This window comes from Cohnella sp. GCM10012308 (assembly GCF_042649185.1).
Lineage (GTDB): Bacteria > Bacillota > Bacilli > Paenibacillales > Paenibacillaceae > Cohnella.
In genome coordinates, this window is sequence record NZ_JBHRYU010000001.1 from 525,536 (window position 1) to 549,652 (window position 24,117).

At 52.0% G+C, this 24,117-nt stretch carries 18 protein-coding genes, 3 tRNA genes and 1 pseudogene; 6 read left to right on the forward strand and 16 right to left on the reverse strand.

Annotated elements, in window-relative coordinates; translation table 11 throughout:
* Window positions 1-19: 19 nt before the first annotated feature.
* Window positions 20-1,687 carry a fibronectin type III domain-containing protein gene (locus tag ACFOTD_RS02435; RefSeq protein ID WP_378115366.1) on the reverse strand — a complete coding sequence of 556 codons (1,668 nt, stop codon included), beginning with the start codon at window positions 1,685-1,687 and terminating at the stop codon, window positions 20-22.
* Between the two features lie 432 nt (window positions 1,688-2,119).
* On the opposite strand from ACFOTD_RS02435, the pseudogene ACFOTD_RS02440 reads away from it, so the two are divergent.
* Window positions 2,120-2,670, forward strand: a pseudogene (locus ACFOTD_RS02440) (recombinase family protein).
* A 746-nt stretch (window positions 2,671-3,416) separates the two neighbouring features.
* On the forward strand, window positions 3,417-4,445 hold the full coding sequence (locus tag ACFOTD_RS02445; RefSeq protein WP_378115368.1) for a YbjQ family protein: 1,029 nt from the start codon (window positions 3,417-3,419) through the stop codon (window positions 4,443-4,445).
* 504 nt (window positions 4,446-4,949) lie between these two features.
* On the opposite strand, the gene ACFOTD_RS02450 is transcribed toward ACFOTD_RS02445, so the two are convergent.
* The 15 genes from ACFOTD_RS02450 to ACFOTD_RS02520 all read right to left on the reverse strand — a co-directional run bounded on the left by ACFOTD_RS02450 (window position 4,950) and on the right by ACFOTD_RS02520 (window position 18,650).
* On the reverse strand, window positions 4,950-5,075 hold the full coding sequence (locus tag ACFOTD_RS02450) for an SOS response-associated peptidase family protein (RefSeq protein ID WP_378115370.1): 126 nt from the start codon (window positions 5,073-5,075) through the stop codon (window positions 4,950-4,952).
* Window positions 5,076-5,350: 275 nt separating this feature from the next.
* Window positions 5,351-6,883, reverse strand: coding sequence for a hypothetical protein (locus ACFOTD_RS02455; RefSeq protein ID WP_378115372.1), 1,533 nt, complete (start codon window positions 6,881-6,883; stop codon window positions 5,351-5,353).
* 478 nt (window positions 6,884-7,361) lie between these two features.
* Window positions 7,362-7,544, reverse strand: a complete 183-nt coding sequence (locus tag ACFOTD_RS02460; RefSeq protein ID WP_378115374.1) for a hypothetical protein — start codon at window positions 7,542-7,544, stop codon at window positions 7,362-7,364.
* 233 nt (window positions 7,545-7,777) lie between these two features.
* Window positions 7,778-8,716 (reverse strand): tyrosine-type recombinase/integrase, encoded by a 939-nt coding sequence (locus tag ACFOTD_RS02465; RefSeq protein WP_378115376.1) that lies wholly within the window; start codon window positions 8,714-8,716, stop codon window positions 7,778-7,780.
* Between the two features lie 172 nt (window positions 8,717-8,888).
* Window positions 8,889-8,974 (reverse strand) — tRNA-Leu (locus ACFOTD_RS02470).
* A 35-nt stretch (window positions 8,975-9,009) separates the two neighbouring features.
* Window positions 9,010-9,085: transfer RNA gene (locus ACFOTD_RS02475), tRNA-Ile, on the reverse strand.
* Window positions 9,086-9,117: 32 nt separating this feature from the next.
* Window positions 9,118-9,194 (reverse strand) — tRNA-Met (locus ACFOTD_RS02480).
* A gap of 80 nt (window positions 9,195-9,274) precedes the next feature.
* Window positions 9,275-9,466, reverse strand: a complete 192-nt coding sequence (locus ACFOTD_RS02485; protein WP_378115378.1) for a YycC family protein — start codon at window positions 9,464-9,466, stop codon at window positions 9,275-9,277.
* Between the two features lie 120 nt (window positions 9,467-9,586).
* On the reverse strand, window positions 9,587-9,751 hold the full coding sequence (locus ACFOTD_RS02490; protein ID WP_378115380.1) for a hypothetical protein: 165 nt from the start codon (window positions 9,749-9,751) through the stop codon (window positions 9,587-9,589).
* A 95-nt stretch (window positions 9,752-9,846) separates the two neighbouring features.
* A complete protein-coding gene (locus ACFOTD_RS02495) occupies window positions 9,847-11,412 on the reverse strand; it encodes an ABC transporter substrate-binding protein (RefSeq protein ID WP_378115382.1) in 1,566 nt (521 codons plus the stop codon).
* 155 nt (window positions 11,413-11,567) lie between these two features.
* Window positions 11,568-13,118: an extracellular solute-binding protein gene (locus ACFOTD_RS02500; protein ID WP_378115384.1), complete on the reverse strand. Its 1,551-nt coding sequence runs from the start codon at window positions 13,116-13,118 to the stop codon at window positions 11,568-11,570.
* Window positions 13,115-14,002 carry an ABC transporter ATP-binding protein gene (locus ACFOTD_RS02505; protein WP_378115386.1) on the reverse strand — a complete coding sequence of 296 codons (888 nt, stop codon included), beginning with the start codon at window positions 14,000-14,002 and terminating at the stop codon, window positions 13,115-13,117. The genes ACFOTD_RS02500 and ACFOTD_RS02505 overlap by 4 nt, the downstream gene beginning before the upstream one ends.
* Window positions 14,003-14,005: 3 nt before the next feature.
* Complete coding sequence (locus ACFOTD_RS02510) at window positions 14,006-16,891, reverse strand: ABC transporter permease (RefSeq protein WP_378115388.1); 2,886 nt, start codon at window positions 16,889-16,891, stop codon at window positions 14,006-14,008.
* Between the two features lie 3 nt (window positions 16,892-16,894).
* A complete protein-coding gene (locus ACFOTD_RS02515) occupies window positions 16,895-17,998 on the reverse strand; it encodes an efflux RND transporter periplasmic adaptor subunit (RefSeq protein ID WP_378115390.1) in 1,104 nt (367 codons plus the stop codon).
* Complete coding sequence (locus tag ACFOTD_RS02520) at window positions 17,958-18,650, reverse strand: ABC transporter ATP-binding protein (RefSeq protein WP_378115392.1); 693 nt, start codon at window positions 18,648-18,650, stop codon at window positions 17,958-17,960. Before ACFOTD_RS02520 ends, ACFOTD_RS02515 begins: the two co-directional genes overlap by 41 nt.
* Window positions 18,651-18,885: 235 nt before the next feature.
* Between ACFOTD_RS02520 and ACFOTD_RS02525 the strand changes: the two genes are divergently transcribed.
* From ACFOTD_RS02525 to ACFOTD_RS02540, 4 genes are all read left to right on the forward strand, one after another.
* Window positions 18,886-20,568: a glutamine--tRNA ligase/YqeY domain fusion protein gene (locus ACFOTD_RS02525; protein WP_378115394.1), complete on the forward strand. Its 1,683-nt coding sequence runs from the start codon at window positions 18,886-18,888 to the stop codon at window positions 20,566-20,568.
* 111 nt (window positions 20,569-20,679) lie between these two features.
* Window positions 20,680-22,080 carry a beta-N-acetylhexosaminidase gene (gene nagZ, locus ACFOTD_RS02530; RefSeq protein ID WP_378115396.1) on the forward strand — a complete coding sequence of 467 codons (1,401 nt, stop codon included), beginning with the start codon at window positions 20,680-20,682 and terminating at the stop codon, window positions 22,078-22,080.
* 56 nt (window positions 22,081-22,136) lie between these two features.
* On the forward strand, window positions 22,137-22,868 hold the full coding sequence (locus ACFOTD_RS02535; protein WP_378115398.1) for a winged helix-turn-helix domain-containing protein: 732 nt from the start codon (window positions 22,137-22,139) through the stop codon (window positions 22,866-22,868).
* Entirely contained in the window at window positions 22,861-24,093 is a 1,233-nt protein-coding gene (locus ACFOTD_RS02540) for a sensor histidine kinase (RefSeq protein ID WP_378115400.1), read from the forward strand. Before ACFOTD_RS02535 ends, ACFOTD_RS02540 begins: the two co-directional genes overlap by 8 nt.
* The last annotated feature ends 24 nt before the right edge of the window (window positions 24,094-24,117 follow it).

Genomic DNA, 24,117 nt, shown 5'->3' on the forward strand with positions numbered 1-24,117 from the left:
TTCTCCTCCATACTAAAAGTTAATTGTTAACCACTTGTTTGGATGTTAAGCTTCCGTTGTTATTGTAATAATAATTTATTGTTTTATTGTTCATCACGATGCTAGTTAGCCGGCCGTTAGTATAGATATAAACTGCTTCGTTAAAAAATTTCACAGTAATTGGTACACTAGCAGCTGAAGTCCCGATCGAATCGCTCGCCTTTACTGAAAACGTATACGTGACAAACGGAGTTGTAGTAATATCAACAAATAGTTTGGCCGTAGTTCTCAGTTGGGTCGTTCCATTATAAATATAGTAAGTTATTCCTTTCCCAGCTCTCGTATATTCTGGTTCAGACCAACTTACTTTTGCAGTATTTATCCCAGTTTTTATAGCAGTAACATTTCTAGGAGCGGTTAATTGGTCAGTAGTTAAATTAATTATGACCGGTGTGCTGTTTGTTGAAGTTCCCAGCGGATCACTCGCTTTTACTATTATTGTATAGGTAACAAAGTTAGTTATTGTAAAATCAAAGGTTGTATTGGTAGTAGTCCCCAACAGTATCGTTCCATTATAAACAGAATAAGTTGGTGCATATCCTCTCGTATATTCTGGCTCTGACCAACTCACTCTTGCAGTGGTTGCATTGGTCTTCACTACACTTACATTTAATGGAGCAGTTAACTGGTTAGATGTTAAATTTACGATAACAGGTGTACTCCCTGCTGAAGCCCCTGACGAATCACTCGCTTTTATTGAAATAGTATATGTTTGAAACGGAGTAGCAGTGTATTCAAAGGTTTTATCGGTTGTAGTTCCTAACAAAGTCGTTCCATCATAGATAGAATAAGTTAGCGGCAACCCTCTAGTGTCTTCTGGCTCGGCCCAACTTACTTTCGCTGTAGTTATACCGCTTTTAACTACACTAACATTTAGGGGAGATGACAACTTATTAGTAGTTATATAAATATCTTTAGTAACATAACTAGCAGTAACGGAATGATAATAGGTCAGTCTTCCCATATATGTTTGGTTGGGCAATAAATTTGCTGAAGTATATTCTCCATTTAACGTATTGTTACTATTTGAGATGTTCTGCCAACCAGAAGTACTATTCCAGTATTCCAATTTATTCCCCCATTGACCCGAAACTTCATAGACCGCCTTCCATGTTATTGAATTATTTGTTGACTTTATTTTAATAATACTTGGCTCAGGCACGGATAGTGCAACCCAATTATCCAAGGTTACCCAAGTACTACCATTAAGGTATGTTAGTCTGCCCATATAATGACCTGGCGTCAAATTAGTTGAAGAATATGTCCCATTCGCTGTGTAATAGTCTGGAGTTATATTGGACCAACCTGTACCTGATTTGTATAGCTCAAGTCGATTTCCATAAATGCCACTTGTAGGATAAACAACAGTCCAATTTATCTGCGTTGAGTTAACAGCAACGCCAGTAATTGATGGAGTAGAAGCTGCTAAAGATGAAGTTGTTTTGTTACTATTAGTCTGTCCACTTTTTATTAATGGTTTAGGCGTTGCTTTAATTAACGAAGAAGGATTTGGAGGAAGTGTAGAACTAGGAGTAGAAGATGGTGCTGAAACGGTATTAAAGCTCTCTGTTTTCTCAGCAGCAAAAGCAGTATAACAAATGATAATTGATAAACAAATAAAGCATATAATTAAACCGTATTTTTTCATATTACCCTCCATAATAATAGTCGCTTTTACAATGATCGAAATATGAGTCTTTTCTCCTTTCATAATTTACAAAGATTATATAATTCGACCATGAAGATAAATATATAACACTAGCCTTGTCATAAATTGTCGGTTTGTGACTCTGTTATAAATATTATTGGCTATTATTATACTTAATAATTGAAGTCCGCCTTATCTAAGTATGAAGCCCAGCTCTGTAATGCTTGTCACATTTAAATTCCAATTTAATTGGGGATTCAGATGTGCTATATGGTTATCGCATTTTTTATATGAAATCTTTGGTAAAAACCACCCCCGGATATGTTAGTTCAGTGCCATAACTTACAAGTATTTACACCATATATTGGATAACGTAAAATCAATGCATCTCTCGGTGTCATACCTTATGGTCATAATCGGAGGTCAACATTTATGATTTACGGCTATGCAAGAGTGTCCACTGTAGGGCAAGATCTTGAAGCACAGATTCAGCTTTTAAAAACTTACGGTGCGGAAAAAATCTATTCAGAGAAATTTACCGGCACTAAGAAGGACAGGCCAGAGTTTATCCGATTGCTCAAGGAACTTACATCTGGAGATACCCTGATTATTTCAAAGCTTGATCGCTTCGCACGTTCAACCGTAGATGCCATAACAATAGTTAGAGATTTGTTCAGTCGAGGAATACGCATCCACACATGGGGGTTATTGAGGATACTGTAACAGGAAGACTCATTCTCACTATCTTCTCTGGCTTTGCAGAGTTTGAGAGAGATATGATTGTGGAACGTACCCAGGAAGGAAAATCAATTGCGAAGCTGAAAGAGGGCTTTAAGGAAGGTCGCCCAAAAACTTATACGATAAAACAAATCAATCATGCTTTAGAACTGCTACAAATGAATTCATATAACAAAGTTACTGCGTTAACCGGAATAAGTAAGTCGACTCTTATAAGAGAAACCAGGAAACGTAAAGCACTGTGACAATGCTTATCAATCGACTTTACTCTTATGGTTTTTTTATGCTATGTAGATATGTGCATTTAAAGAAAAAGTAGCCCCCATCCCACGACAATGGTAAGGGCTACTTTTCTTTCGGTTGTCCGTCATCTAGTCGAAGCCAACTGCTCTTAAAGCGGTAGATCATGTACAAGTGGGGGTTAGCGCACTTCACTTGTTCCAACTATATACTACCGTAGACTCCCACTTTTATTTAAGTGAGGTATTGATAACTCGATTATCAATCGATGATCTATCGGCAAAATGTGTATATGCCGCTATGCTTTAATGCTTTTTTTTCAACATTTGCATAAAACTACTGTATTATCGAAAATCCTTTACCCTCTAAGCTTTAGCCTTACACCTTAACAAGTTATCATTGTTATCAAATCGGAGGTACTTAACAATTGACGTTTTTGAATGGCTCCCTTTTTAAACCTTTAGTCTATGGAGATCCGTCTAGATCTGTCTGCCTGGACTAGCCAGATGAGAGCGATGGTCATTCCCATATTCCTGCAATGGTTCTAATAATGGTTCTTGTAATGGAAAATAACACTTCTGCCGATGCTGTACGTTTCCAGATTAATCTCTGCATTTAGCTCAGCTGTTTCATGACCATATTTATCTTATAAAGAATAACCTTCCCACTTATTTTAATATTGATATTTAAAGTAAACTGTGTTTCGATAGAACTTTAATGCTTGCTTTAACACCTCACGGAGGCGATACATATGGCAAAAGATAATGTATTAGTTACAACTACATCACTTAAAGAGTCAATCGAACTTAGGGATTACAAAGGGATTGTTTCGGCAAGAGTTGTAACCGGAGTCGATTTGTTTTCGGATTTTTTTGCCAGCTTCAGCGATATCTTCGGTGGCAGATCCGCAACATATCAAAAACAATTAAAAAGCATTTATGACGAGGTTATGGAACGTCTCACTAGTGAAGCAACAAAAATAGGTGCTAATGCGATCGTAGGTGTTAGTATAGATCATGACGAGGTTTCGGGTAAAGGTAAACAAATGTTTATGGTTACAGCAACGGGAACTGCCGCTTTTATTCCTGATTATGGAGTCGAAAAGAATACTTTGCCTCTCAGCATGCAGAATGAAGTCTCATTTGAAAAGTACCAGAGTGAATATGTCCGGCTTAACATGATTTATAACGTAAACCAAGATTATAATGTGGTGCCTAACTATTGGCCATCAATCTTAGAATATTATTCACCGGAAGTAATGTCACAAATATTTAAGCTTTTTCAAACGACAGAGTATGATTATAACAACTCGCTCGAAAATGTGTTTCAATACTTCATGGGTGTTGATGAGCAAACAGCAAAAAAGTTTTTATATGATAAGCTAAATTCTCACGGTAAGGCAATGACCATAATCGCAAAAACAAAACTTATCGACTATGAACTTATAGAGAATATACTTGTTACTAATACTGAGTGGATTGTAAAGAAATATGCACTTGTACTCGTTAACGGAGATAAACGCAAATATCATACAGATGATATTGTGCAACTTGAAAAGATTCAAGACTTAATTAATAGTAAGTTTATTCAAAGAGCAAGGTATGACTCAGATAAATGGACCTGTGAATGTGGCAAAGTCAACAAGACCAATGTTACTTATTGTAAGTCGTGTGATAATGATGATCGAGGATTCAAAAAAGGTGAGGTTAGCGTAGAAGACACTCTTTCCAAATTAAAAGAAAAAATATATGTTTTAAAGAATATTTTTGGCCAAAAGTAGAACTTGGAAAGCAGTAAAAATAAATAAACTACAGAAAGCGCCAGTCAGTCTGGCGCTTAATACTCAAAAATTCTCAATTTCCCATGGATTAACAGCCCACGCTTCCTTCGGCTGACGCATATTCCCCCATACTCCATTCCTTTAATATCCGCGCCTGTACGCACTGAATTTCTTCCTAATCGATATATTTTTTTCCGTAAGCGCCTTGAGCAATCGCAGCAGATCTGCTTCTCGGCGCCCCGTCTTCCTCCAGAGAATCCACATGGACGGGAATCGGTTGTGCCTTAATACTTAAGCCGCTAGGATACGCAGCAGCTTGCGTCGAGATCAGGCAGCACGATCGAGCCTCCTATTTTCTGTTCAACGTCACTTCTTCGATAAGGGAAGTTCCAGTATTACTAAAAGAACCGACGTTCTTTGTTACCAAGTAACGTCTCATTTTGACCGCATCGTAATACACGAGCAGCTCTTGAAGTTTTCGAGGTCGTCCTCTTCCGGATCGAGCTAGGGATCTATGATCTTCGATGGCAGAATCACCGGCATGCGATCATGAACGTCTTCTACAAACTCATTTGGTGTCGTGGTGATGATCGAGGAGCTGCGCAGGGGACCGTCTGGGCCGTTCCACACATCCTATTGACCGGCAAAGCCGAACGGATCGCCAGACTTGAGCACGGATCAGCAGTGAAAGAATTTGCTCCTCAGAGTGAAAAACATCATCGCGTGATCTATCGTGAAACGCACACCTCACATGCTTTTCCGCTAGTCTTACCTGTGAAGATTAATATTTATAAATCACGCTGAACGCTTAGTGGCAGTAGATAAGTAGAGATTTTGTACATAGTGATCGGATCGATAACATTTAACAAACTTCGAGCGATGAAAGTAACATAGTTACGTTCATGCTATACATTTTTATTTCGTCGATTTTCCGCCATTCTACTTAGCTTACTCATATTAGACTCCGATACACCGTCGTATACCCATTCATCTCCTTCCCAATCTTCGTCGTATCGTTTCCCTGTGTTCGCAGCTTGACATAATTGATCGATCATATCTCTTATTTCTTCAAGGTCTGCTGATGAAGCCCGCTTCCCCTTAATCTGGTCCAATAACGCTTTCCTAGCTTGAAATAGAATTTCCTCAGAAAAACTTCTACCCTGTCCAAAAATCATGTCTAAGGTTATTTCTTCGACAGAATGATTAGATTGAGTTTCTGATGATTCATCAACGGTGTTATTAGATATTATAGCTACGGCAAATATTAGATTTAGATTAAAATCATTCGGAATATTTGCGCTATTTATTTTATTACCATCATAAAGTAAGATAGGAGTTCCATTGAAACGCTGTATTTCTTCATATAATTCTATTATTCTTCCTGCTTCCTCAGTTGCAGCACGACGGTTAGAAAGATGTTGTAAGTATTCTTCCTCATATTGTTGCCACAGATCGTTGTAAGCTGGCAGTTTTTTAAATCTCTTTACAAAACCTAGATCAATTTCATGTTCCTCTGCAATTTTAAATAGAGCATAATCATCGTATTGTATCTTAGCATAAACCGTTTCACCGTTTCGATTTACGACCTGACGACCGACATTAGACGTTTTAATTCGATCTTTAATATCTGAACTACTTAAGAATCCCAGAACAGTATCGTACTCATTCGACGTTCCTTGATGGAAAATTTCTTCTGAAGTTGTTAATAAAGGAACTTCCACTTGTCCTACTTTCACTTCCGGAAGACTTTTAAGAGTATCTCCCTCTTCTTTAATTTGCCCAGATTTATCTTCATGCAAATCAAATTCGCCTGCTATTTCAGTCCCGCTTAAAGGGAAATTATTGAGGTAGAACTTACCTATGTCAGTTTTAAAATGACCCAAACTATCTTGGTTTGTTTTCCCAGGTCTCCAAAGAACGATTTCTTTTTCTATTAAATTATCTATAACAGCCTTTCCGGTATTTGGCGAGGAGTAACCTAATACATCGCTCCATTTCTCTTTCTGTTTTGTGTATCCTTTCTTCCCAAAAGCAAGAAGTGTGCAAATTACATAGAATTCGTCAGGATCGTCCGTAAGTTGAAATGTATTGCGATCGATAAGTTCATATCCTACCTCACGAATTGGAAAGGTAATCGATATTACTGTATTTAAACTGAACTCTGTGGGACTTATTTGAATTACGCCTTTTTGACTAATTTGCTGAAGTAACTTTTTAATGCTTGCCGGATTTCGTTTGTCGTCATAATAGATCGTTTGAAACTTAACTATAGTATTGACTGAAATCTCTGTCACCCCCAAAAACCAAGACATTCTCGCTTGAAGTAAAGCATAAAGGTAAAGTTCCTTTGGGTTGAGCCTCCTGTCGCCGTGGACGAGAAACGAATTAAAAACAATAATCTTGCCCTTACTCATTTGGTTGAGAACAGCTTTACCCATAGCCACCGATCCCTTTGTTAGTTAGTATATTGTTAATAAGTATATTGTTAAAGAACACCATAAATTGAGTTGATTTCACTCACTTTTCGGCTTCCGGTACGTAACCTTTTTTTCCATACAGTAATGGATGGAGCGAGATATAAGAGTACATTTTTTACTTCTCTCCTGGATTCTATTGTCAATTAGCAGCGGATACCAACTAATCCTACTCATTTCATCCAAGATTTTCACTAGTGAGTTAGAGGGAACAGAGGAATAATTGCCCAATTTACATTGATTTTATTAGTAACGCAGTATATAATAGTAGTTTCTCAACACGCATAGATCAGTCTATTCAACAAAAAAGGCGGCAGCAGCCGCCTTGGAAATGTTATTGAATTCTTTGCTCTGATCGAATAAATTGTAAAAGTTCATCCATTGCCGTTAGAAAACCCAAGTCTAAAACTTGCTCGGCAAAGCATATAGCATTGCCATGCTTTTAAACATTTTGGCGATCGTGAAATTGGTTTCCCTTTATTTCTATTGCATTCCCAACTATTCTATACATCAATGGAGCAAACTTCTCTACTTGCAGTTCTCTATAAATTGCAAATTCTCTAATATCGACTTCTCTTGCCGCTTGTATTTCTTCATTGCTAAATTTTATCTCAGCCAGTCCCATCACCTACCTCTCTTGTGTATGTTTTCATAATAGCATCTGGAATATTCATTTCTACATGAAAATTAGAACAATAGAGGGTAATCAGACCAGTAGACGCTCATATTTCGATTGTAAGCCCACAGAAATCTCCCCCCTCACAATCAACCACATCATAGCTAAACCGCTCAGAAGGGCTTCTTAAGCGTCAGAGAACGAACATGCAATTGTGAAGAGACCCTTAACCACCTATTTAACTAAATCCTTTTTAATCGCTTTTTGTTCGGCATTAAGGTACTAATAGGCGTAGCAGATAAATGCTGCTCTTTAAGATCATTATTAGTTAAAGCAACATAACGTTTCGTCATACTTAGATCCGCATGCCCTAGAATCCGTTGCAACGTTAATGCATTTGCCCCATTACGTAGAAAATACAAGGCAAACGAATGCCTTAAGTCATAAGGGCGAATATGCACGCCTAGAAAACCACTATATATTTCCAGCCTATCGCCCCAAGTGTGACGGTTTAAGCTCTTACCTTCATATGTGCAAAAAATAGGTACTTCCTCTGACCATTCCGAGGCCCGCACACTTATTAGACGTTTTATTTCAATAGCAGTTTGCGTTGAAATCGGTAGCGTTCTTGAAACCCTAGTTTTTGCATTTTTAGCGGCAATATAAACCTCAAGTGCATCTGAATTAAAATCACTTGGCACTAATGCAAATGCTTCTTTAGGACGGATCCCACAATCCAAAGTTAGTAACAGCAAACAAAAATCTCTAATTCCAACAAAGGTGGACTTGTTTGGTAAAGAAAGTAGTTTTATAAGAGTATCAGTGCCTAGATTAACTTTGCGGCCTTCATCTTTACGTTTTTTTAAATCAGACAACGGATTAGTTGAAATTATATCCTCAGTTACACACCAGTTAAGAAATGCCCTCAGATACACAAGACGGTTATTATAAGTACTTGGTTTAATATCCGGCTGAGCCAGATACGAGTATAACTGGGTTTTGAGAATAGAAAAATCAAAGGTTGGATTAAATCGATTCATGAACTGTGATATATGACGAGAATAATCATCGTATGTTAACTCACTTATACCTTGGGCCTTCTTCAAAAAAAGAAATTCATCCATCGCGTTCTTCCAACTTAGCACACGCTTCTTTAGAGTCGTTTTAGTAATTCTTGACATAAAAAGAACTCCTTTCATCTACTTAAAATAAGAAAAGTAGTAGTGAAGGGAGTATCATCTGCGACATGATCCTTGGTGCACATGTACGTATCTGTACCTCACAGGATCAAGCGACAATTATTCTTTTACCGTTATATATGGCTAGGGACGTAAACCCCATATCTCATAAGTATGCCGAGGACGGGGGTCGAACCCGTACGATGGTCACCCATCGCAGGATTTTAAGTCCTGTGCGTCTGCCAATTCCGCCACCCCGGCATGGATGGATGCGGGCGCTTGACCGTTCCTCGCTGTGGTGGGCCCTGAGGGACTCGAACCCCCGACCAATCGGTTATGAGCCGACAGCTCTAACCACTGAGCTAAGGGCCCTCGTCATGATCCTACGAGGAAGCAGAGAAAGTTGGTTGCGGGGGCAGGATTTGAACCTGCGGCCTTCGGGTTATGAGCCCGACGAGCTACCGGGCTGCTCCACCCCGCGTCGTTAAACGATCAAGTGTCCCTCAATGGCGACAAGAATTAATATACCGCACGAAGAGATCATCCGTCAAGGAAAAATCGCTATTCTTTTTGATTTTTCTCCTCATTTTCTTTTGACTCTGACTCCGAAGCGGCTCCGGCTTCCTTTTCGGCCATCTCCGCGAGCTTCTGAAGCAGGATATGCTGCGGCATGTGCATCAGATGCTCTAGCGGCACCTTCAGGTGTGCCGCAAGCTTCTGCGCGGTGTCCGCGGACAGCGGCATTCTCCTCATCTGCTTCCCCTCCTGTCATAAATATTAAGCGGACGCGAACCGCTCTTCTTCTCCGTCGACGATACCACAGCAAGAGGACCCGCCGCAACCGTAGTCTGCGGCGGGTCCTTCTGAACGCGATTACGGCATGTACCGGACGCCGAATTTTCCTTTTCTCGAACGGTACACTTCGACCTCCCGCGGCATTTCGACGCCGAACAGCCAGCCGTCGTTCTCGATGCGGCGCACGAGGCATCCCGCCTGGAATTTGCTATCGTAAAGCCGCGACCAGTACACCCAATTCATCCCTTATCCGTCCCTCCGGATTGTGGTCGTTATGGGTATAGGATGCTCGAATCGGATACGATTTAACCCCGGCGGCCGGGTCGGAAGGCGCCTTCTTATTGTTCGATGGCGACTGCCTCCCCTGCGGCCGCCCGCAACATATTTTTCATGCCGGATTGCGCCGCGTCCCTGTAGGTCTGCAGCTCCGAGGACAAATCCCCCGTCGGATCCAGCTTGATCTTCTGCAGCAGCTCGTTGCCCTTGCTGTCCCATTCGGCCAGCGCTTCGTCGATCGTCTTCTTGCCGTCGGCCGCCTCCTGGAACAGATAGCCGCCCAGTTCCGAGATGAGATTGAGGTTGGGGCGCTCCCGGTATAGCGCTTGGTCGGCCTCGCCGAGATCGTCGGTGTTTACCTTGACATTGGTAAACGCTTCTATACGGTAGTTGGCCCCATCTTTTGGCTGGATGAACTTCTGCCGCACGCTGAGCTCTCCCTGGCTTCTCGCCTTGAACTTCGCCACTTCCTCGCTGTTCATATGCTTGATGAACGCCCAGGCATCGTCCGGATTGGCGCTCTTCGCATTGACCGAGGCCAGGTTGCCCAGATACACGCCGTTCGAGCCCCCGCTCTCGAGCTGCGGCATCGTCACGACGTCCCAATCTAGCGCTTGGGCGTTTTTCATTTTGCTTGCGTTTTTATTGTAGTTGATCAGATCGTTCACCATATAATAATTGCCGATGACCATGGCGATCTTGCCGCCGATAAATCCGTTGCCTTGGTACGGGTTGTATGCGTAGCTTCCGTCTGAAGACGCCATGGAAGCCGTCTGCTGCATGTCTTCGGCATGCGGGATTACCCGGTCTTTATAGAGCTGGATCGGCTTGGACCACGCATCGGCCCATGTCTTCGTATGGACGGTCATCTTCTCCCCGGTCGTATCGAACATTCTCATCTGCGAGAAGCTTGCGACCGTGGATTGGGCGTCATACATGCTGAGCCCGCCGCCGTAGTTGTTAAAAGCGAATCCATACACCGCATCCTTGTCTTTGCCGCTTTTCATCGATTGGGCTACGGCGAACAGCTCGTTCCACGTCATGCCGTCTCTTGGCGGTTCTACCTTCGCATTCGCGAACAGCTTTTTGTTGTAGAAGACCGCATTGCTTGAAAAGGTCGGCGACAGGCCGTAAATGCGGCCGTCTCCCTGCGCCTTGATCGTGTCGATGACGGCCGGCAAAAAGTCGGACAGATCCATCTTGTCCTGCTTGATATAATCGTCGAGCGGCTTCAGGAGATTGTCCGATGCCAGCTTTTTCATAGACGCGATATCCGTCATCACGACGTCAATCGGGTTATCGCCTGACATGATCGCCCGCAGATTTTCTTGCGGATCCTGCTGTTGCTGCTTTTTGCGTTCTTCCTCGGTCGCGAACTGCATATTCGAATAATCGTTGCCGTATACGAACTCGATGTCGATATTCCCGTGGTCCACCTCGAACATATCGGTCATCTGCTGCCGGTAATACGATTCGCTTTCCTTGCTCCCGTAAAGCATGCCGATCCGCAGCGTTCTGCGTTCCTTGTCATTGCTCTTTGCGCTATCCGTGCAGGCGCCAAGCACGGGCACGGCGACCAATAGCGACGCCAGCGCGATGCCCCAGCTTTTGTTTATTTTCTTTAACATTGAATAGTCCCCCTTCTGTTTCCTCAAGCGGCAATATCTTCCGTTCATGGGCGAAAAAAAGCGCGATCAGCTCATGGATGACTGATCGCGCAAAGGTAGTAAATCATGATGGATAGCGAAGTCGAAGTAAATGGATATTTAAAAGTTCAGGTCAATCAGTCCAGCGGTCTGACTACGCCGCCGCCGCCGTACACGTCGCCGCCGATGCCCGGATCGAACTGTCCCTTCGGGTTCAGCTTGATCTTTTGCAGCATGTCGTTGCCTTTTTCCTCGTATTCCTTGAGCGCTTGCTTGACGGAAAGCTTGCCGCTCAGCACCTGCTGGAATTCGCTGCTGCCCAACTGATTGATGTAGTTCAGGTTCGGACGCTCCTGCAGAAGCTTGGCGTCGGCCAGGGATTGCTGCGGAGCCGGCTGCAGCTGCGTGAACGCGTTGATGTTGTAGTTCATGCCGTCGCGCGGCTTGATGAACGATTTGCGGGCCGTCATTTCGTAGCTGCTGCGGGACTTCAGCTTCGCCCAGTCCTCGCCGTTCATGAACTTGACGAATTCCCAGGCATCGTCCGGGTTGGCAGCCTTCGCGTTGATGCTCGTCAGCGCGCTCAGCGTGATATTCGTGCCGACGCCCGGCGCTTCGTTAATGAATTGCGGCACCGTCACGACGTCCCAGTCGAGCTTCGTCATCTTCAGCTTTTCATAGTTTTTGTTGTAGGTCTCGAGATCGTTCAGCATGTAATACTGACCGAGCACCATCGCCATCTTGCCGGAGAAGAAGAGCTGGTTCTGGTACGGGTTGTAGACCTGGTTGCCGTCGCCGCCGGCGACTTCCTTGTTTTGTGCCTCGTAAATCTTCTGCATGTCGTCCTGCGTCGGCACGACGTGCTTTTTGTACAGATCGGCGATCGTCGTCCATACCTTTTCCCATTGCGCCGTGTTGACAAGCATCTTTTCGCCCTTTTCGTCGTATACCCGCAGGTTCAGCGGCGCGGCATACTGCGTCATGTCGGAGAAGCCGTCGCTCGCCCCCCATTGGTTAAAGGAGAAGCCGAACGTCGCGTCCTTGCCGCCCTTGCCGTCTCCGAAGCGCTTGGCCAGGTTGATGACTTCGTCCCAGCTCATGCCGTCGTGCGGCGGCTCGATGTTGTTTTTCTGGAACAGCGTCTTGTTGTAGAACAGCGCCGAAGGCACGAAGGTCGGCGTCAAGGCGTACAGTTGGTTGTCTCCGACCTGCTTGATGCCGTCGATGACCGAAGGCACGTAATCGGTCAGATCGATCTTGTCTTCCTTGATAAGCGGATCGAGCGGCTTCAGCATATTTTCCTGGACGAGCTGGCTGAGCATGGCCGTAGAGTCGACGATCATGACGTCAACCGGGTTGGCGCCCGTCATGATCTCTTTTACCTTGGCAAGCTGGTCGACGTTTTGCTGCTTGTCGGGCTCCTCGAACTGCTGCTCCGTCCAGTCGATCGCGGGTACGAGCTCGATATCGATATTTTTGTGCGTATATTCGAAAAGGTCGGTGTACTGTTGACGGTAATACGATTCGTCCTGCGAGCTGCCGTACATCATCCCGATGCGCAGCGTGCGGCGGTTGTTCGGATCGTCTTCGTTCTTGTCGTTGCACGCTGCGAGCAGCGGCACGAGCAGGCTTAGCGTCAGGCCGCCGGCCACGACACGTCTAACTGTTTTCTTTCTTTGGTCCATCATGCGGATTCCCCCTCGTTTGTTTTGGGCGCGCGGATGACGATCTTGTCTCCGTCGAACTCCATCGTTGCCTTGTCTCCGATCTCAAGCTGCTTCAAATATTCCTTGGGCACCTGCAGCCGCCCGACGCGGTCGACGACGACAAACGCCTCGTGCACGTCGTCGTTCACGCCAACGCCGCTAAGCGGGGGCGCGCCGTCCAGGTTCGGATTGCGCTTGATGAACTCGGTGCTCGTCAGTCCGTCGCGGATCGCGACGACGCGGTCGACCTTGCCGGCAAGCGACAAGTCGTGCGTGACGATGACGATCGTCAAGCCCAACTCGCGGTTGAACTTGCGGAAGATGTCCATAATGATATCGGACGTCCGCGAGTCGACCGAGCCCGTCGGCTCGTCGGCGAGCAGCATCTTCGGGCGGTTGGACAGCGAGATCGCGATCGCGACCCGCTGCTGCTCCCCGCCCGAGAGCTGCGTCAGCTTGTTGTGCATCCGGTCCTTGAGCCCGACCCACTCCAGCAGCTGCTTGGCGTAAGCGCGGTCGACCTTGCCGTTGAACATCATCGGCATCTCCACATTCTCAAGTGCCGAAAGGTACGGCAGCAGGTTGCGCGCGTTATTCTGCCAGATGAAGCCGACCGTCTCTCGCTTGTACTTCACCAGGTCGTGGTCGGTGACCTTGAGCAGGTCCCAGGGTCCTACCCGTACCTGGCCGGCGGACGGCCGGTCCAGTCCGCCAAGAATATTGAGCAGCGTCGACTTGCCGCTGCCGCTGTTGCCGATGATCGCCATCATCTCGCCGTCCTTGACGGACAAATTGAGCCCTTGCAGGGCGACGACCTCCAGATCGTCGGTCTTGTAAATTTTGACGAGTCCTTCGCAATCGATCATGGATTAGCGCTCCTCTCCCAGCTTGACGGCCTGATGGACGCGCAAGCGGCGGATATGGGTGATCAGCATCAGGACGCCGACCAGCATCATGAAGCCGACGACGATATACAGGCGATAGGTGTCTGTCTGCTCGAAAATGACGCGGAACGGCGGCACTTGGCCGGCCGTATTGTCCGTCGTCTGCAGGAACGGCAGGAACAGCATGCTCGCTAGCTTGCCGATGCCGATGCCGAGTCCGATCGACAGTCCGGCGGTGAATACCTGTTCGAGCAGCAGCATGCCGGTCAGCTGGCGCCTGGACAATCCCATCGCGCGCAGGATGCCGATCTGCACGATCCGTCCCGACAGGTTAAAGAACCAATACAGAATGTAACCGGATAGCGTGACGATGATCGTGACCATGAATCCGAGGCTGAGAATGCCGAACACGCCGCCCCTGGCCGGGTGCTTGCTCTGCGCGATCAGGTCGCTGCGGGCATCCGAGATCGATGCGATCTCCACGCCCTTCTCCTGGAGCGCCGGGATGAGCGGCGCCGTCTTGGCGTCGGGCTCCATCTTGAGCCAGACGTCGTAAGGCATGAGCGGCATATTGTCGTATAGGTAATCCAGATTGGCGACCAGGAACGGGGATTCGTCCGGATACTGCGCCGGCCAGTAAGGCAGCGTCGCCGCGATGATGAACGGGATCTTCTGATCCTGCAAAATCGCGTCGATCTGGTCGCCCGGCTTCAAATTGTATTTTTTGGCCAGGTTGCTTGAGACGAGGGCATAGCCTGCGGATCTGCCCATAACGGCCAAGTACTTGTAGAAGCCCGCAGGATACAGGTCTTTGCGGTACCAGGCTACCCGGGCGAAATCGACGTTGTCGATGCCGACGACCGTCGCCTGGCCCGCCGTCCGGTCGGCGACCGTAAGGCTCGCCTTCGCCTGCAGCACGCGGGCTGCATGCACGACGCCGGGCAGGTGCCGGAACGTCTCGAATGGCGGCTCATTGTAGTTGATCTTGGTCGGTACCGGGCGCGATTGCCCACCGCCGGAGCCTCCTCCGCCGCCCGAGCCCCCGCCGCCGGAACCGCCGCCGCTTCCTCCGCCGGAACCGCCGCCCGAGCCGCCGGAGGGCTGAGACACTTCGGCATTGCCTTCCCAGGCAGCCGAGACGACGACGTCCGCGCCGTGCTTATACAAAATGCGCTCCTCCGAATTCAGTCCGATCGTACGGGCCGCCGACGCGTTGTAAACGCCGAGGCCGAGCGTCAGAATGAGCAGGATCATCAGCGGGTAGTACGACTTCGCGGAGCGCGACAGCTGCGTCAGCGTCAAGTAGAGCGACACCGGCAGGAACGAGCGGCCGAGCCAGCCGAACAGCGCCAGCAACAGCGGGAACAGCCGCAGAAACACGAGGCCCGCCGCGAATATGCTGATCGCCGGCACGAAAAACAGAAACGGCTGCACGTTCAGCTGGTCGGTCGTCATGCCCGTCTTGAACGAGATCATCTGGCGTTCGTTGAACAGATACCAGCCGTATGCGGCCACGCCCACGAGCACGACGTCGAGGAACCAGCGCTGCCAGAAAGGCCTGCGGTCGCCCCGCGCCATTTTGCGTTTGTAGTCGACGATCGAAGTGCGCGTGAATACGAGCGCCGGGATGACGGCCGCGCCGATCGCGACGACGACGGCCGCCGCGCCTGCCAGCACGCTGTCGGTCGAGAAGCCGACCGGAATCGACTTGCGGTTGACGAATTCAAGGAATCCGCTCGCCGAGCCGATGCTTTTCGCCATATACCAGCCGATGAACGGCCCGATTACGAGCGCCACGATGCCGAGCAGAATGCCCTCGAGCAGGAACAGCAGGAAGATCTGCCGCGTCCCCGCCCCCCGGCTTCGGAGCACCGCGATGTCGGAGCGCTGCTTTTCGAGCGACTGCTGCGCGTTCATCGTAATAAAGTAGAATACCATCGTGATCATCGGCGCGGCGAGCGTGAACAGCATCGTCTGAAGCTGCACGCTCTGCTTGCGGAATTCGCTCAGCATGTCGGCGAAAGAGATGACCACCTGGGTGTCCTTAAGCAGCTGGTTGGATTCGATGTCCGCCCGCGACAGCGTATGGGCGAGGGGCGTCAGTTGGCTCGTCTGGATGTTCCGCAGGTCGTAGGCGGAGTACCAGGCCGCGATTTGCAGCGGAATCTTCTGCTGCCCCACGAGATCCTCCAGCATGGCGGGCTCGGCGATGAACATCGTGCCGAGCAGCGTATCGAGGCCCTGGTACCAGTACGCGGCCGAATCGGCCTTCGGCTTGAAGCTGCCGACGATCTCGACGCGCAGCGTCACGTTCAGTCCGCCGTAGATCGGGTACAGGAGCACGTCGCCGACATGCAGGTCGAGGCGAAGCATCGCCTCCTCCATCATGACGGCCTGGAGCGTGCCGTCCGACCCTGCACGGTCCGCGAACCACTTGCCGCCGGCAACCTCCACTTGATCCTTCAGGCCGCTTAAAGCCGAGATCGTCATCTTGCGCGTGCGGCTCGCGTCGACTTTGCCCGGATCTTCGGGCTGCACCTCAGCCGAGCGGATCGACAGGCTACGCTGATCGGCTTCCTTGGGGAACCCGACGCGCGAAGGCACGTCTTCGTTAATATAACGGTCGACCGCGGCGAAGTTCGCCGGATCCGTCTTGCCGTCGCTGGACTGGTAGCGGAAAAGCAACGAGCCGGCGGGCAGCCCCTGGCTGTTCTCCTTCAGCGAGCTCGCGACGACGCGCTTAAGCGCGCCGTCCGCGTACATCGGTATGCTGGTCGTGAAAGCGACGGCCACGAGCAGCCCCGCGAGCGTGCTGAGCGTAAGCCAGCGGGTGTTCCACATTTTGCGAAATAAAAACCGGATGAGCGCCATAGCTTAGGAGCCTACGACTTTCTGTCCCGGCGTCAGACCTGACAGTACTTCAATATCGGTCGCCGTCTGCTGGCCGACCTCGATGTCCACCTCGCGCTTGCTACCGTCGGCCTCGGCGACCTGGACGTACGTCCTCGCGCCGGCCGTATGCAGCGTCGAGCGCGGGATGACGACCGCATCGACCTTACGGTCGACGACGATGGAGAAGCTGAGCGGCGTGCCGCGTCCCGCCCCCGCCGGCAGCTTCGCCACCGAGATCAGCAGATAGTCGCTGAGGTTCGTGACCTTCGGCCCTTGAGCGCCGCCGTTTCCGTTGCCGCCTTCTGCCTTCGGCACCGGCAGCGACTTGATCTTGCCTTTGACCGCGCCCGCGCTGTTGATATCGACCGTCGCCTCCATGCCGACCGCGACCTGCTGCAGGTCGTCGGAGGACATCTCGCCCGCGACGATCAGGCTGCTCGGATCGGCGATGACGCACAGCGGATCGTACACCTTGATCGCCGCGCCCTCCTGGACGCTGACCGATACGACCGTGCCGCCGAACGGCGCCGCCAGCACGGCGCTGCCGATGTCCGTCTCCAGGTCGCTGATCTTCTGGCGCGCCTCCTCGAAGGCGATCTGCTTCTGCTCGAATTCGATCGGATCCATCTCGTCCTTGTCGCGCAGCGTCTGCTTCATCTGAAGCTCCTGCTGGCGGAACTGGAGCTTCTGGTCGCGCAGCTGCTTCTTCAGGTCCTCGACGTCGAGCTCAGCGATCGTCTGTCCGGCCTTCACGACGTCGCCGGGTTGTATGTACAGCTTTTTAAGACGCATGCCCTCCATCGCTTTGGCCGAGTAGTAGAGCGTCTTCTCTTGCGTGGACAAAATCTTGCCCGAACCGGACACCGCCGTCTCGAGCGTCTTGGTCGTCACTTCGTATTCGGGTTTCTTGGAAATCTCCGGGAGCTGGATCTGCGACAGATCCTCCTCTTCCGGTTCGTCGGGCAGCAGCGAGCAGCCCGCCACGGCCGTGGACAGGGCGATCGCGGCCAGGATGCCCGCCGCCCGGCGCATGCCGCTTTTCTTTTTATCCTGCGACGAATACGCCGTCCACCATTTCATAGACATGGTCTGCAACCTCCATAATCGTGGTATCGTGCGTGGTCATGCAGATCGTGACGTTCTCCGTGCGCACGATCTCCCGGAATACCGCCATGACCTGCGCCGCCATCTGCGAGTCGAGCTCCGCGGTCGGCTCGTCGGCCAGCAGCAAGCTTGGCCGATGCGCGATCGCCTTGGCGATCGCCACGCGCTGTTGTTCGCCCCCCGACATCTCAAAAGGGCGGTGATGCATCCGCTTCGCAAGTCCCACGAGCTCGAGGCAAGCGGTCACCCGGGACTTCCACTCGCTCCGCGGCTTCTTGGCCATCCGCATGGACAGCTCGACGTTCTCGTAGGCGGATAACAAAGGCATGAGGGCGTAGGCTTGAAAAATAAAGCCGATATCCTTGCGGCGGATCTCCGTCCGCTTGTCGTCGTTCCATGCATGAAACGGCTTGCCTTGAAAAAAAATCTCTCCCTCTGTCGGCCTGTCGAGGCCCCCCATCAAATTCATCAGCGTCGTCTTCCCGGAGCCGGATCGGCCCTTCAGCATGATCAACTGGTTCGGCTCGAGGGTCAGATTAATGCCCTTCAACACGCGCAGCTTCTGTCCGCCCACGTCGAAGGATCGCTCCACGCCCTTGACGCTGAGCAGCGGCTGCCGCTCGGGAACATCCATTGCCTTTCCTCCCTCGGTCTTCCATCTTACAGTTCAACATTATAACGAGAGGTTTCGCGAAAAAGTTACGTCTTTAGATTAAATTTATGAGAAATCTGAAAAAATGCTGAAAGTTTTTTCGCCTAAGCGCTTTCGCTTGGGCCGACATCGTTTTTTTGAGCAAAGTCTTTATAAGAAAGGGTATAATTGTGTATCATGAATAAATATCCTCGCAGCATAGAAAGGTCGGGTCGCCGTGGACAAAACCTCCGAAAATAAAACTTCATCCTCTAACTTCATCAAGAACATCGTGATCGACGATCTGGCAGCGGGCCGGGTCAAAGAAATCGTCACTCGCTTCCCGCCGGAGCCTAACGGTTACCTGCATATCGGCCATGCCAAGTCGATTTGCCTGAACTTCGAGCTCGCCGACGAGTTCAAGGGCCGCACCAACCTGCGGTTCGACGACACGAACCCGGTCAAGGAAGACGTCGAATATGTCGAATCGATCAAGCAGGACGTCAAATGGCTCGGCTTCGATTGGGACGGCCTGTTCTTCGCGTCGGATTATTTCGGGGAAATGTACGAGCGCGCGCTCCTGCTGATCCGCAAGGGACTTGCGTACGTGGACGATCAGTCCGCCGACGAGATTCGCGAATCCCGCGGCACGCTGACCGAGCCCGGCAAGCCGAGCCCCTACCGCGATCGCTCCCCCGAGGACAATCTCGCGCTGTTCGGAAGCATGAAAAACGGCGAGTTCGCGAACGGAGAAAAGGTGCTCCGCGCCAAGATCGACATGGCTTCGCCGAACGTCAACATGCGCGACCCGGTCATTTACCGGATCGTGCACGCGCACCATCACAATACCGGCGATGCCTGGTGCATCTATCCGATGTACGCTTTCGCGCATCCGATCGAGGATGCGATCGAGGGCGTCACCCACTCGATCTGCACGCTGGAGTTCGAAGATCAGCGCCCGTTCTACGACTGGGTCGTCGCGCAGTGCGAGATGCCCAGCGTGCCGCGCCAGTACGAGTTCAACCGCCTGAACCTGACCAATACGGTCATGAGCAAGCGCAAGCTCAAACAGCTCGTCGACGAGAAGGTCGTGGACGGCTGGGACGATCCGCGCATGCCGACGATCTCGGGTCTTCGCCGCAAGGGCTATACGCCCGAAGCGATCCGCGCGTTCTGCCGCGAGATCGGCGTCGCCAAGAGCTACGGCGTCGTGGACGAGCGCATGCTCGAGCACTTTATCCGCGAGGACCTGAAGCTCAAGGCGCTGCGCACGATGGCCGTCCTGCGGCCGCTCAAGGTCGTCATCACGAACTATCCGGAAGGACAGACGGAATGGCTCGACGCGGAAAACAACTCGGAAAACGAAGAAATGGGCAGCCGCAGCATTCCGTTTTCCCGCGAAATCTATATCGAGCAGGACGACTTCATGGAGGTTCCGCCGCCCAAGTATTTCCGTCTGTTCCCGGGCAACGAAGTGCGTCTCAAGCACGCCTACTTCATTAAATGCGAGGAAGTCGTCAAAAACGAAGCCGGCGAAGTGGTCGAGCTGCGCTGCACATACGACCCGGAGACGAAGAGCGGCTCCGGCTTCACCGGCCGCAAGGTCAAGGGCACGATCCATTGGATCGAAGCGTCGCAGGCCGTGCCCGCCGAATTCCGACTTTTCGAGCCGCTCATCTTGGACGAGTCGGACGAGGACGACGCAGAGGGCAAGACGTTCCTCGAACGCATCAATCCAAATTCGCTCGAGACGCTGTCCGGCTTCGTCGAGCCCGGCATGAAGGAAGCGGCCGCGCAGGAGAAATTCCAGTTTTTCCGTCACGGCTACTTTAACGTCGATCCCAAGGACAGCGCGCCGGAACGGCCGGCGTTCAACCGGATCGTGTCGCTCAAGAGCTCCTTCGACGCCTCCAAAGCCTGATCCGTCGGCCAACCGTCCCGGACGATTCAATATTCCTATCCAGCCCCTTCGCCGCCTTAAGCGGCGGGGGCTTTTTCACTCCGCCAGACCGATCTCAAAAGGAGGTTCATTATGTCCCGCAACAAACTCGTCCGCAAGCCGCTCTCTCTCCCGCTCCTGTCGCTGCGCGCCGCCGCGTTATCCGCAGCCGTCGCGCTCCTGGCCGGCTGCGGCGGCCCCTCGGGCTCCGCCTCCGGGACCGCCCCTGCAAGCCCGACGGTCTCGGCTCCCACGGCGACGCCCGGCGCCTCTCCCTCCGCCGCCCCGTCGTACGAGGCTTCGCCGAGCGCGTCCGCTTCCGCCTCTCCGGCACCGTCCGCATCGCCTGTTCCCACGCCGGCGGACGGCTCCGCTTCTTCCGATTCGATCAAGGACCGCATCGCGAAGATGAGCCTCGAGGAGAAAATCGGGCAGATGATTCTGGCCGGCTTCGTTGGCGACGCGGCGCCGGATGCGGCTACGCTTCGCATGATCCGGGAAGACCGCATCGGCGGCGTCATCCTGTACAAGGACAACATCGCGAGCGTATCGAAGACGGTCAAGCTTATCAACGCGATCAAAGCCGCGAACGCCAAAGCCGGCAACGCGCCCATTTTCGTCAGCGTCGACCAGGAAGGCGGCAAGGTCAGCCGGCTGCCCTCCAGCTATAAAAAGATTCCGGAAGCGGCCGTTGTCGGGAAAACGGGCGACGAAAACCTGGCCAAGCGCATGGGCGAGCTGCTGGCGCGCGAAGTCCGGTCGGCCGGCTTCAACGTCGACTTCGCGCCGGTACTCGACATCAACAGCAACCCGGACAACCCGGTGATCGGCACCCGCTCGTTCGGCGCGACTGCCGAGCTGGCGACTCGCATGGGTCTGTCCGCCATGCGCGGCCTGCGCGAGGAAGGCGTCGTCTCCGTCGTCAAGCACTTTCCCGGACACGGCGACACGGCGGTCGACTCGCATCTCGACCTGCCTGTGCTGAACAAGACGGCAGAGCAGCTTGCGAAACTGGAGTGGGTACCGTTCGAAGTGGCAATCGGAGAGCAGGCGGACGCCGTGATGGTCGCGCATATTTTGTTCCCGAAGATCGATCCCGACGCGCCCGCTTCGTTTTCCAAGGTGATCATCGGCGACCAGCTGCGCGGCAAGCTCGGGTTCAAGGGCGTCGTCATTACCGACGATATGACGATGGGCGCGAACGCCAAGCACTACGATCTGGCAGACGCCGCCGTCAAGAGCGTGTCTGCGGGCAGCGACATCCTGCTCGTCGCGCACGGTTACGACGTCGAACGTAAAGTGTACAAGGCGCTGATCGGCGCGGTGCATGACGGCAAGCTGACGGAGGCGCGGATCGACGAGAGCGTGACGCGCATTCTTACGCTCAAGGCGCGCTACAAGCTTAGCGATGCGGCAGCGGCCGTGCCGGAGCTGCAAGCGCTGAATTCGGACATCGGGTCCTGGCTGGACGACATGGCGAACGCGAAAAGCTGACGGACGGCGCCAACCGCATCCAAATCAATCGATCCGACAAAGGAGGCTCCGGCCGCATGTACCGGATTATGATCGTCGAGGACGACGAAAAAATCGGCGCGCTGCTGCGGGATTACATCGGGAGATACGGCTTTGCGGCGCATGTCGCCAGCCGGTTCCGCGATCTTGCCGCCGAATTCGAGGACGTGCAGCCTCACCTGCTGCTGCTCGACATTAACCTGCCGTACTTTGACGGCTACTATTGGTGCAGACAGATCCGCCTGCGCTCGAATGTGCCGATTATATTCCTGTCCGCGCGGTCCGGCGAGATGGACCAGGTCATGGCGATCGAAAACGGCGGCGACGACTACGTCGCGAAGCCGATCCCGCTCGACCTGCTCATGGCCAAGATCAAAAGCGCGCTGCGGCGCGCCTACGGCGAATACGCCGGCGGGCAGGCGCAGCCGAGCGCCGACACGGTCGCCGCCGGCAGCCTCGCGCTCGACATCGGCCGCAGCGAGCTGTCTTGGCGGGGCGCGCGCGTGCCGCTGTCCAAAAACGAGCGCCAGCTTGCGTACGCGCTGCTCCGCCAGGCAGGGCGCATCGTCTCGCGCGAGGAGCTGCTCGAGGCGCTGTGGGACGACGTCCAGTTCGTGGACGACAACACGCTGACGGTTAACGTCACCCGGCTCCGCAGAAAGCTCGAGGAGCTGGGGCTAAAAGATGCGATCGACACCGTCCGCGGCCAGGGCTATCGTCTGCAAGCAGACCCGGACGAAGTCGGCGGAGCGGCGGCCGCCCATGACTGAGCGCGGAGCGGACGGCAAGGACCTCAAGGACCTCAAGGACCTCAAGGACCTCAAGGACCTCAAGGACCTCAAGGACCTCAAGGACCTCAAGGACGTCAAGTATAGCAAGGTCAGTAAGGACACCAAGGACAGCAAAGCGCCTTATACGTTCCGGGATTTTTTGCTCGACCGCGTCCCCCACGTTGCCGCTCTCGTCGTCGCGGTGCTGCTCGCGCTGTCCTTTGTCCAGCTGCTGCTGTGGAATGTCGGTCTGCCGCTCTCTTGGGCAGACGACGCCTATATTGCGCTGCTCGTCGCCCTCGTGGTGACCGCATGGCTTACCGTCGGCTGGCTGCGGCGCAAGGCGTTCGCCCGCGAGCTCGACGAGGCCTGGCGGCAGGCGGCGGCAGGCGATGCCGCCGCCTCGCTCGCGCTCGCATCGCCCGCGACGCGCGAGCAGCGGGCGCTGGTTGCGCTGGTGGAACGGCTGTACGCGGCTCACGCGAACGAGCTGAGCGAGCTGCGCCGACAGCAGGAGTTCCACCGTCATTTTACGGCGCGCTGGGTCCATCAGATGAAGACGCCGCTATCGGTCATCGAGCTGCTCATGCAGCGGCATCCCGATGAAGGCGCCGCCGCCGGGCCGCGCGATACCGAGCGCAGCGTCATGGAGGAGACCGACCGCTTGCGGCACGGTCTGGATATGATGCTCCATACGTCCAGGCTGGACAAGTTCGAGCTGGATGCGTCTTTTCGCGCCGTGTCCCTGTCCGAGATCGCGCGCGCGGTGCTGGGCGAATACAAACGTTCCTTCATCCGGCGCTCGATCTTCCCCTCGCTCGAAGGCGACGCCGTCGTGGAGACCGATGCCAAGTGGCTCTCCTTTATCCTCGGCCAGCTTGTATCCAACGCGATCAAATACAACAAAAAAGGCGAAAGCACGCAGCGTCTCCTGATCCGGATCGAAGGAAGGCCGGACGGGTCGGCGCTGCTCCGCATGACCGACGAGGGAATCGGCATCGCGGCCGAGGACCTCCCTCGGCTGTTCGATCCTTTTTTCACCGGGAGCAACGGCAGGCTGACCGGAGAATCGACGGGCATGGGACTTTATCTTGCCAGGCAGGCCAGCACGCGGCTTGGCATCGGTCTTCGCATCGAATCCTCGCAGGGCGTCGGAACGACGGTTACGCTTGAATTTCGACCGTCCGGCATCCACCGGCTGTCCGGCGATAGCGGCCGAACGTGACAACTTTGTAAGGTAACCGCGCCG

What these genes read in the sequence shown, in the direction of transcription:
- ACFOTD_RS02435 (WP_378115366.1), bottom strand. Translation starts at nt 1,687, where the DNA reads ATGAAAAAATACGGTTTAATTATATGCTTTATTTGTTTATCAATTATC.
- ACFOTD_RS02445 (WP_378115368.1), top strand. Translation starts at nt 3,417, where the DNA reads ATGGCAAAAGATAATGTATTAGTTACAACTACATCACTTAAAGAGTCA.
- ACFOTD_RS02455 (WP_378115372.1), bottom strand. Translation starts at nt 6,883, where the DNA reads ATGGGTAAAGCTGTTCTCAACCAAATGAGTAAGGGCAAGATTATTGTT.
- ACFOTD_RS02460 (WP_378115374.1), bottom strand. Translation starts at nt 7,544, where the DNA reads ATGGGACTGGCTGAGATAAAATTTAGCAATGAAGAAATACAAGCGGCA.
- ACFOTD_RS02465 (WP_378115376.1), bottom strand. Translation starts at nt 8,716, where the DNA reads ATGTCAAGAATTACTAAAACGACTCTAAAGAAGCGTGTGCTAAGTTGG.
- ACFOTD_RS02485 (WP_378115378.1), bottom strand. Translation starts at nt 9,466, where the DNA reads ATGAGGAGAATGCCGCTGTCCGCGGACACCGCGCAGAAGCTTGCGGCA.
- ACFOTD_RS02490 (WP_378115380.1), bottom strand. Translation starts at nt 9,751, where the DNA reads ATGAATTGGGTGTACTGGTCGCGGCTTTACGATAGCAAATTCCAGGCG.
- ACFOTD_RS02495 (WP_378115382.1), bottom strand. Translation starts at nt 11,412, where the DNA reads ATGTTAAAGAAAATAAACAAAAGCTGGGGCATCGCGCTGGCGTCGCTA.
- ACFOTD_RS02500 (WP_378115384.1), bottom strand. Translation starts at nt 13,118, where the DNA reads ATGATGGACCAAAGAAAGAAAACAGTTAGACGTGTCGTGGCCGGCGGC.
- ACFOTD_RS02505 (WP_378115386.1), bottom strand. Translation starts at nt 14,002, where the DNA reads ATGATCGATTGCGAAGGACTCGTCAAAATTTACAAGACCGACGATCTG.
- ACFOTD_RS02510 (WP_378115388.1), bottom strand. Translation starts at nt 16,891, where the DNA reads ATGGCGCTCATCCGGTTTTTATTTCGCAAAATGTGGAACACCCGCTGG.
- ACFOTD_RS02515 (WP_378115390.1), bottom strand. Translation starts at nt 17,998, where the DNA reads ATGTCTATGAAATGGTGGACGGCGTATTCGTCGCAGGATAAAAAGAAA.
- ACFOTD_RS02520 (WP_378115392.1), bottom strand. Translation starts at nt 18,650, where the DNA reads ATGGATGTTCCCGAGCGGCAGCCGCTGCTCAGCGTCAAGGGCGTGGAG.
- nagZ (WP_378115396.1), top strand. Translation starts at nt 20,680, where the DNA reads ATGTCCCGCAACAAACTCGTCCGCAAGCCGCTCTCTCTCCCGCTCCTG.
- ACFOTD_RS02535 (WP_378115398.1), top strand. Translation starts at nt 22,137, where the DNA reads ATGTACCGGATTATGATCGTCGAGGACGACGAAAAAATCGGCGCGCTG.
- ACFOTD_RS02540 (WP_378115400.1), top strand. Translation starts at nt 22,861, where the DNA reads ATGACTGAGCGCGGAGCGGACGGCAAGGACCTCAAGGACCTCAAGGAC.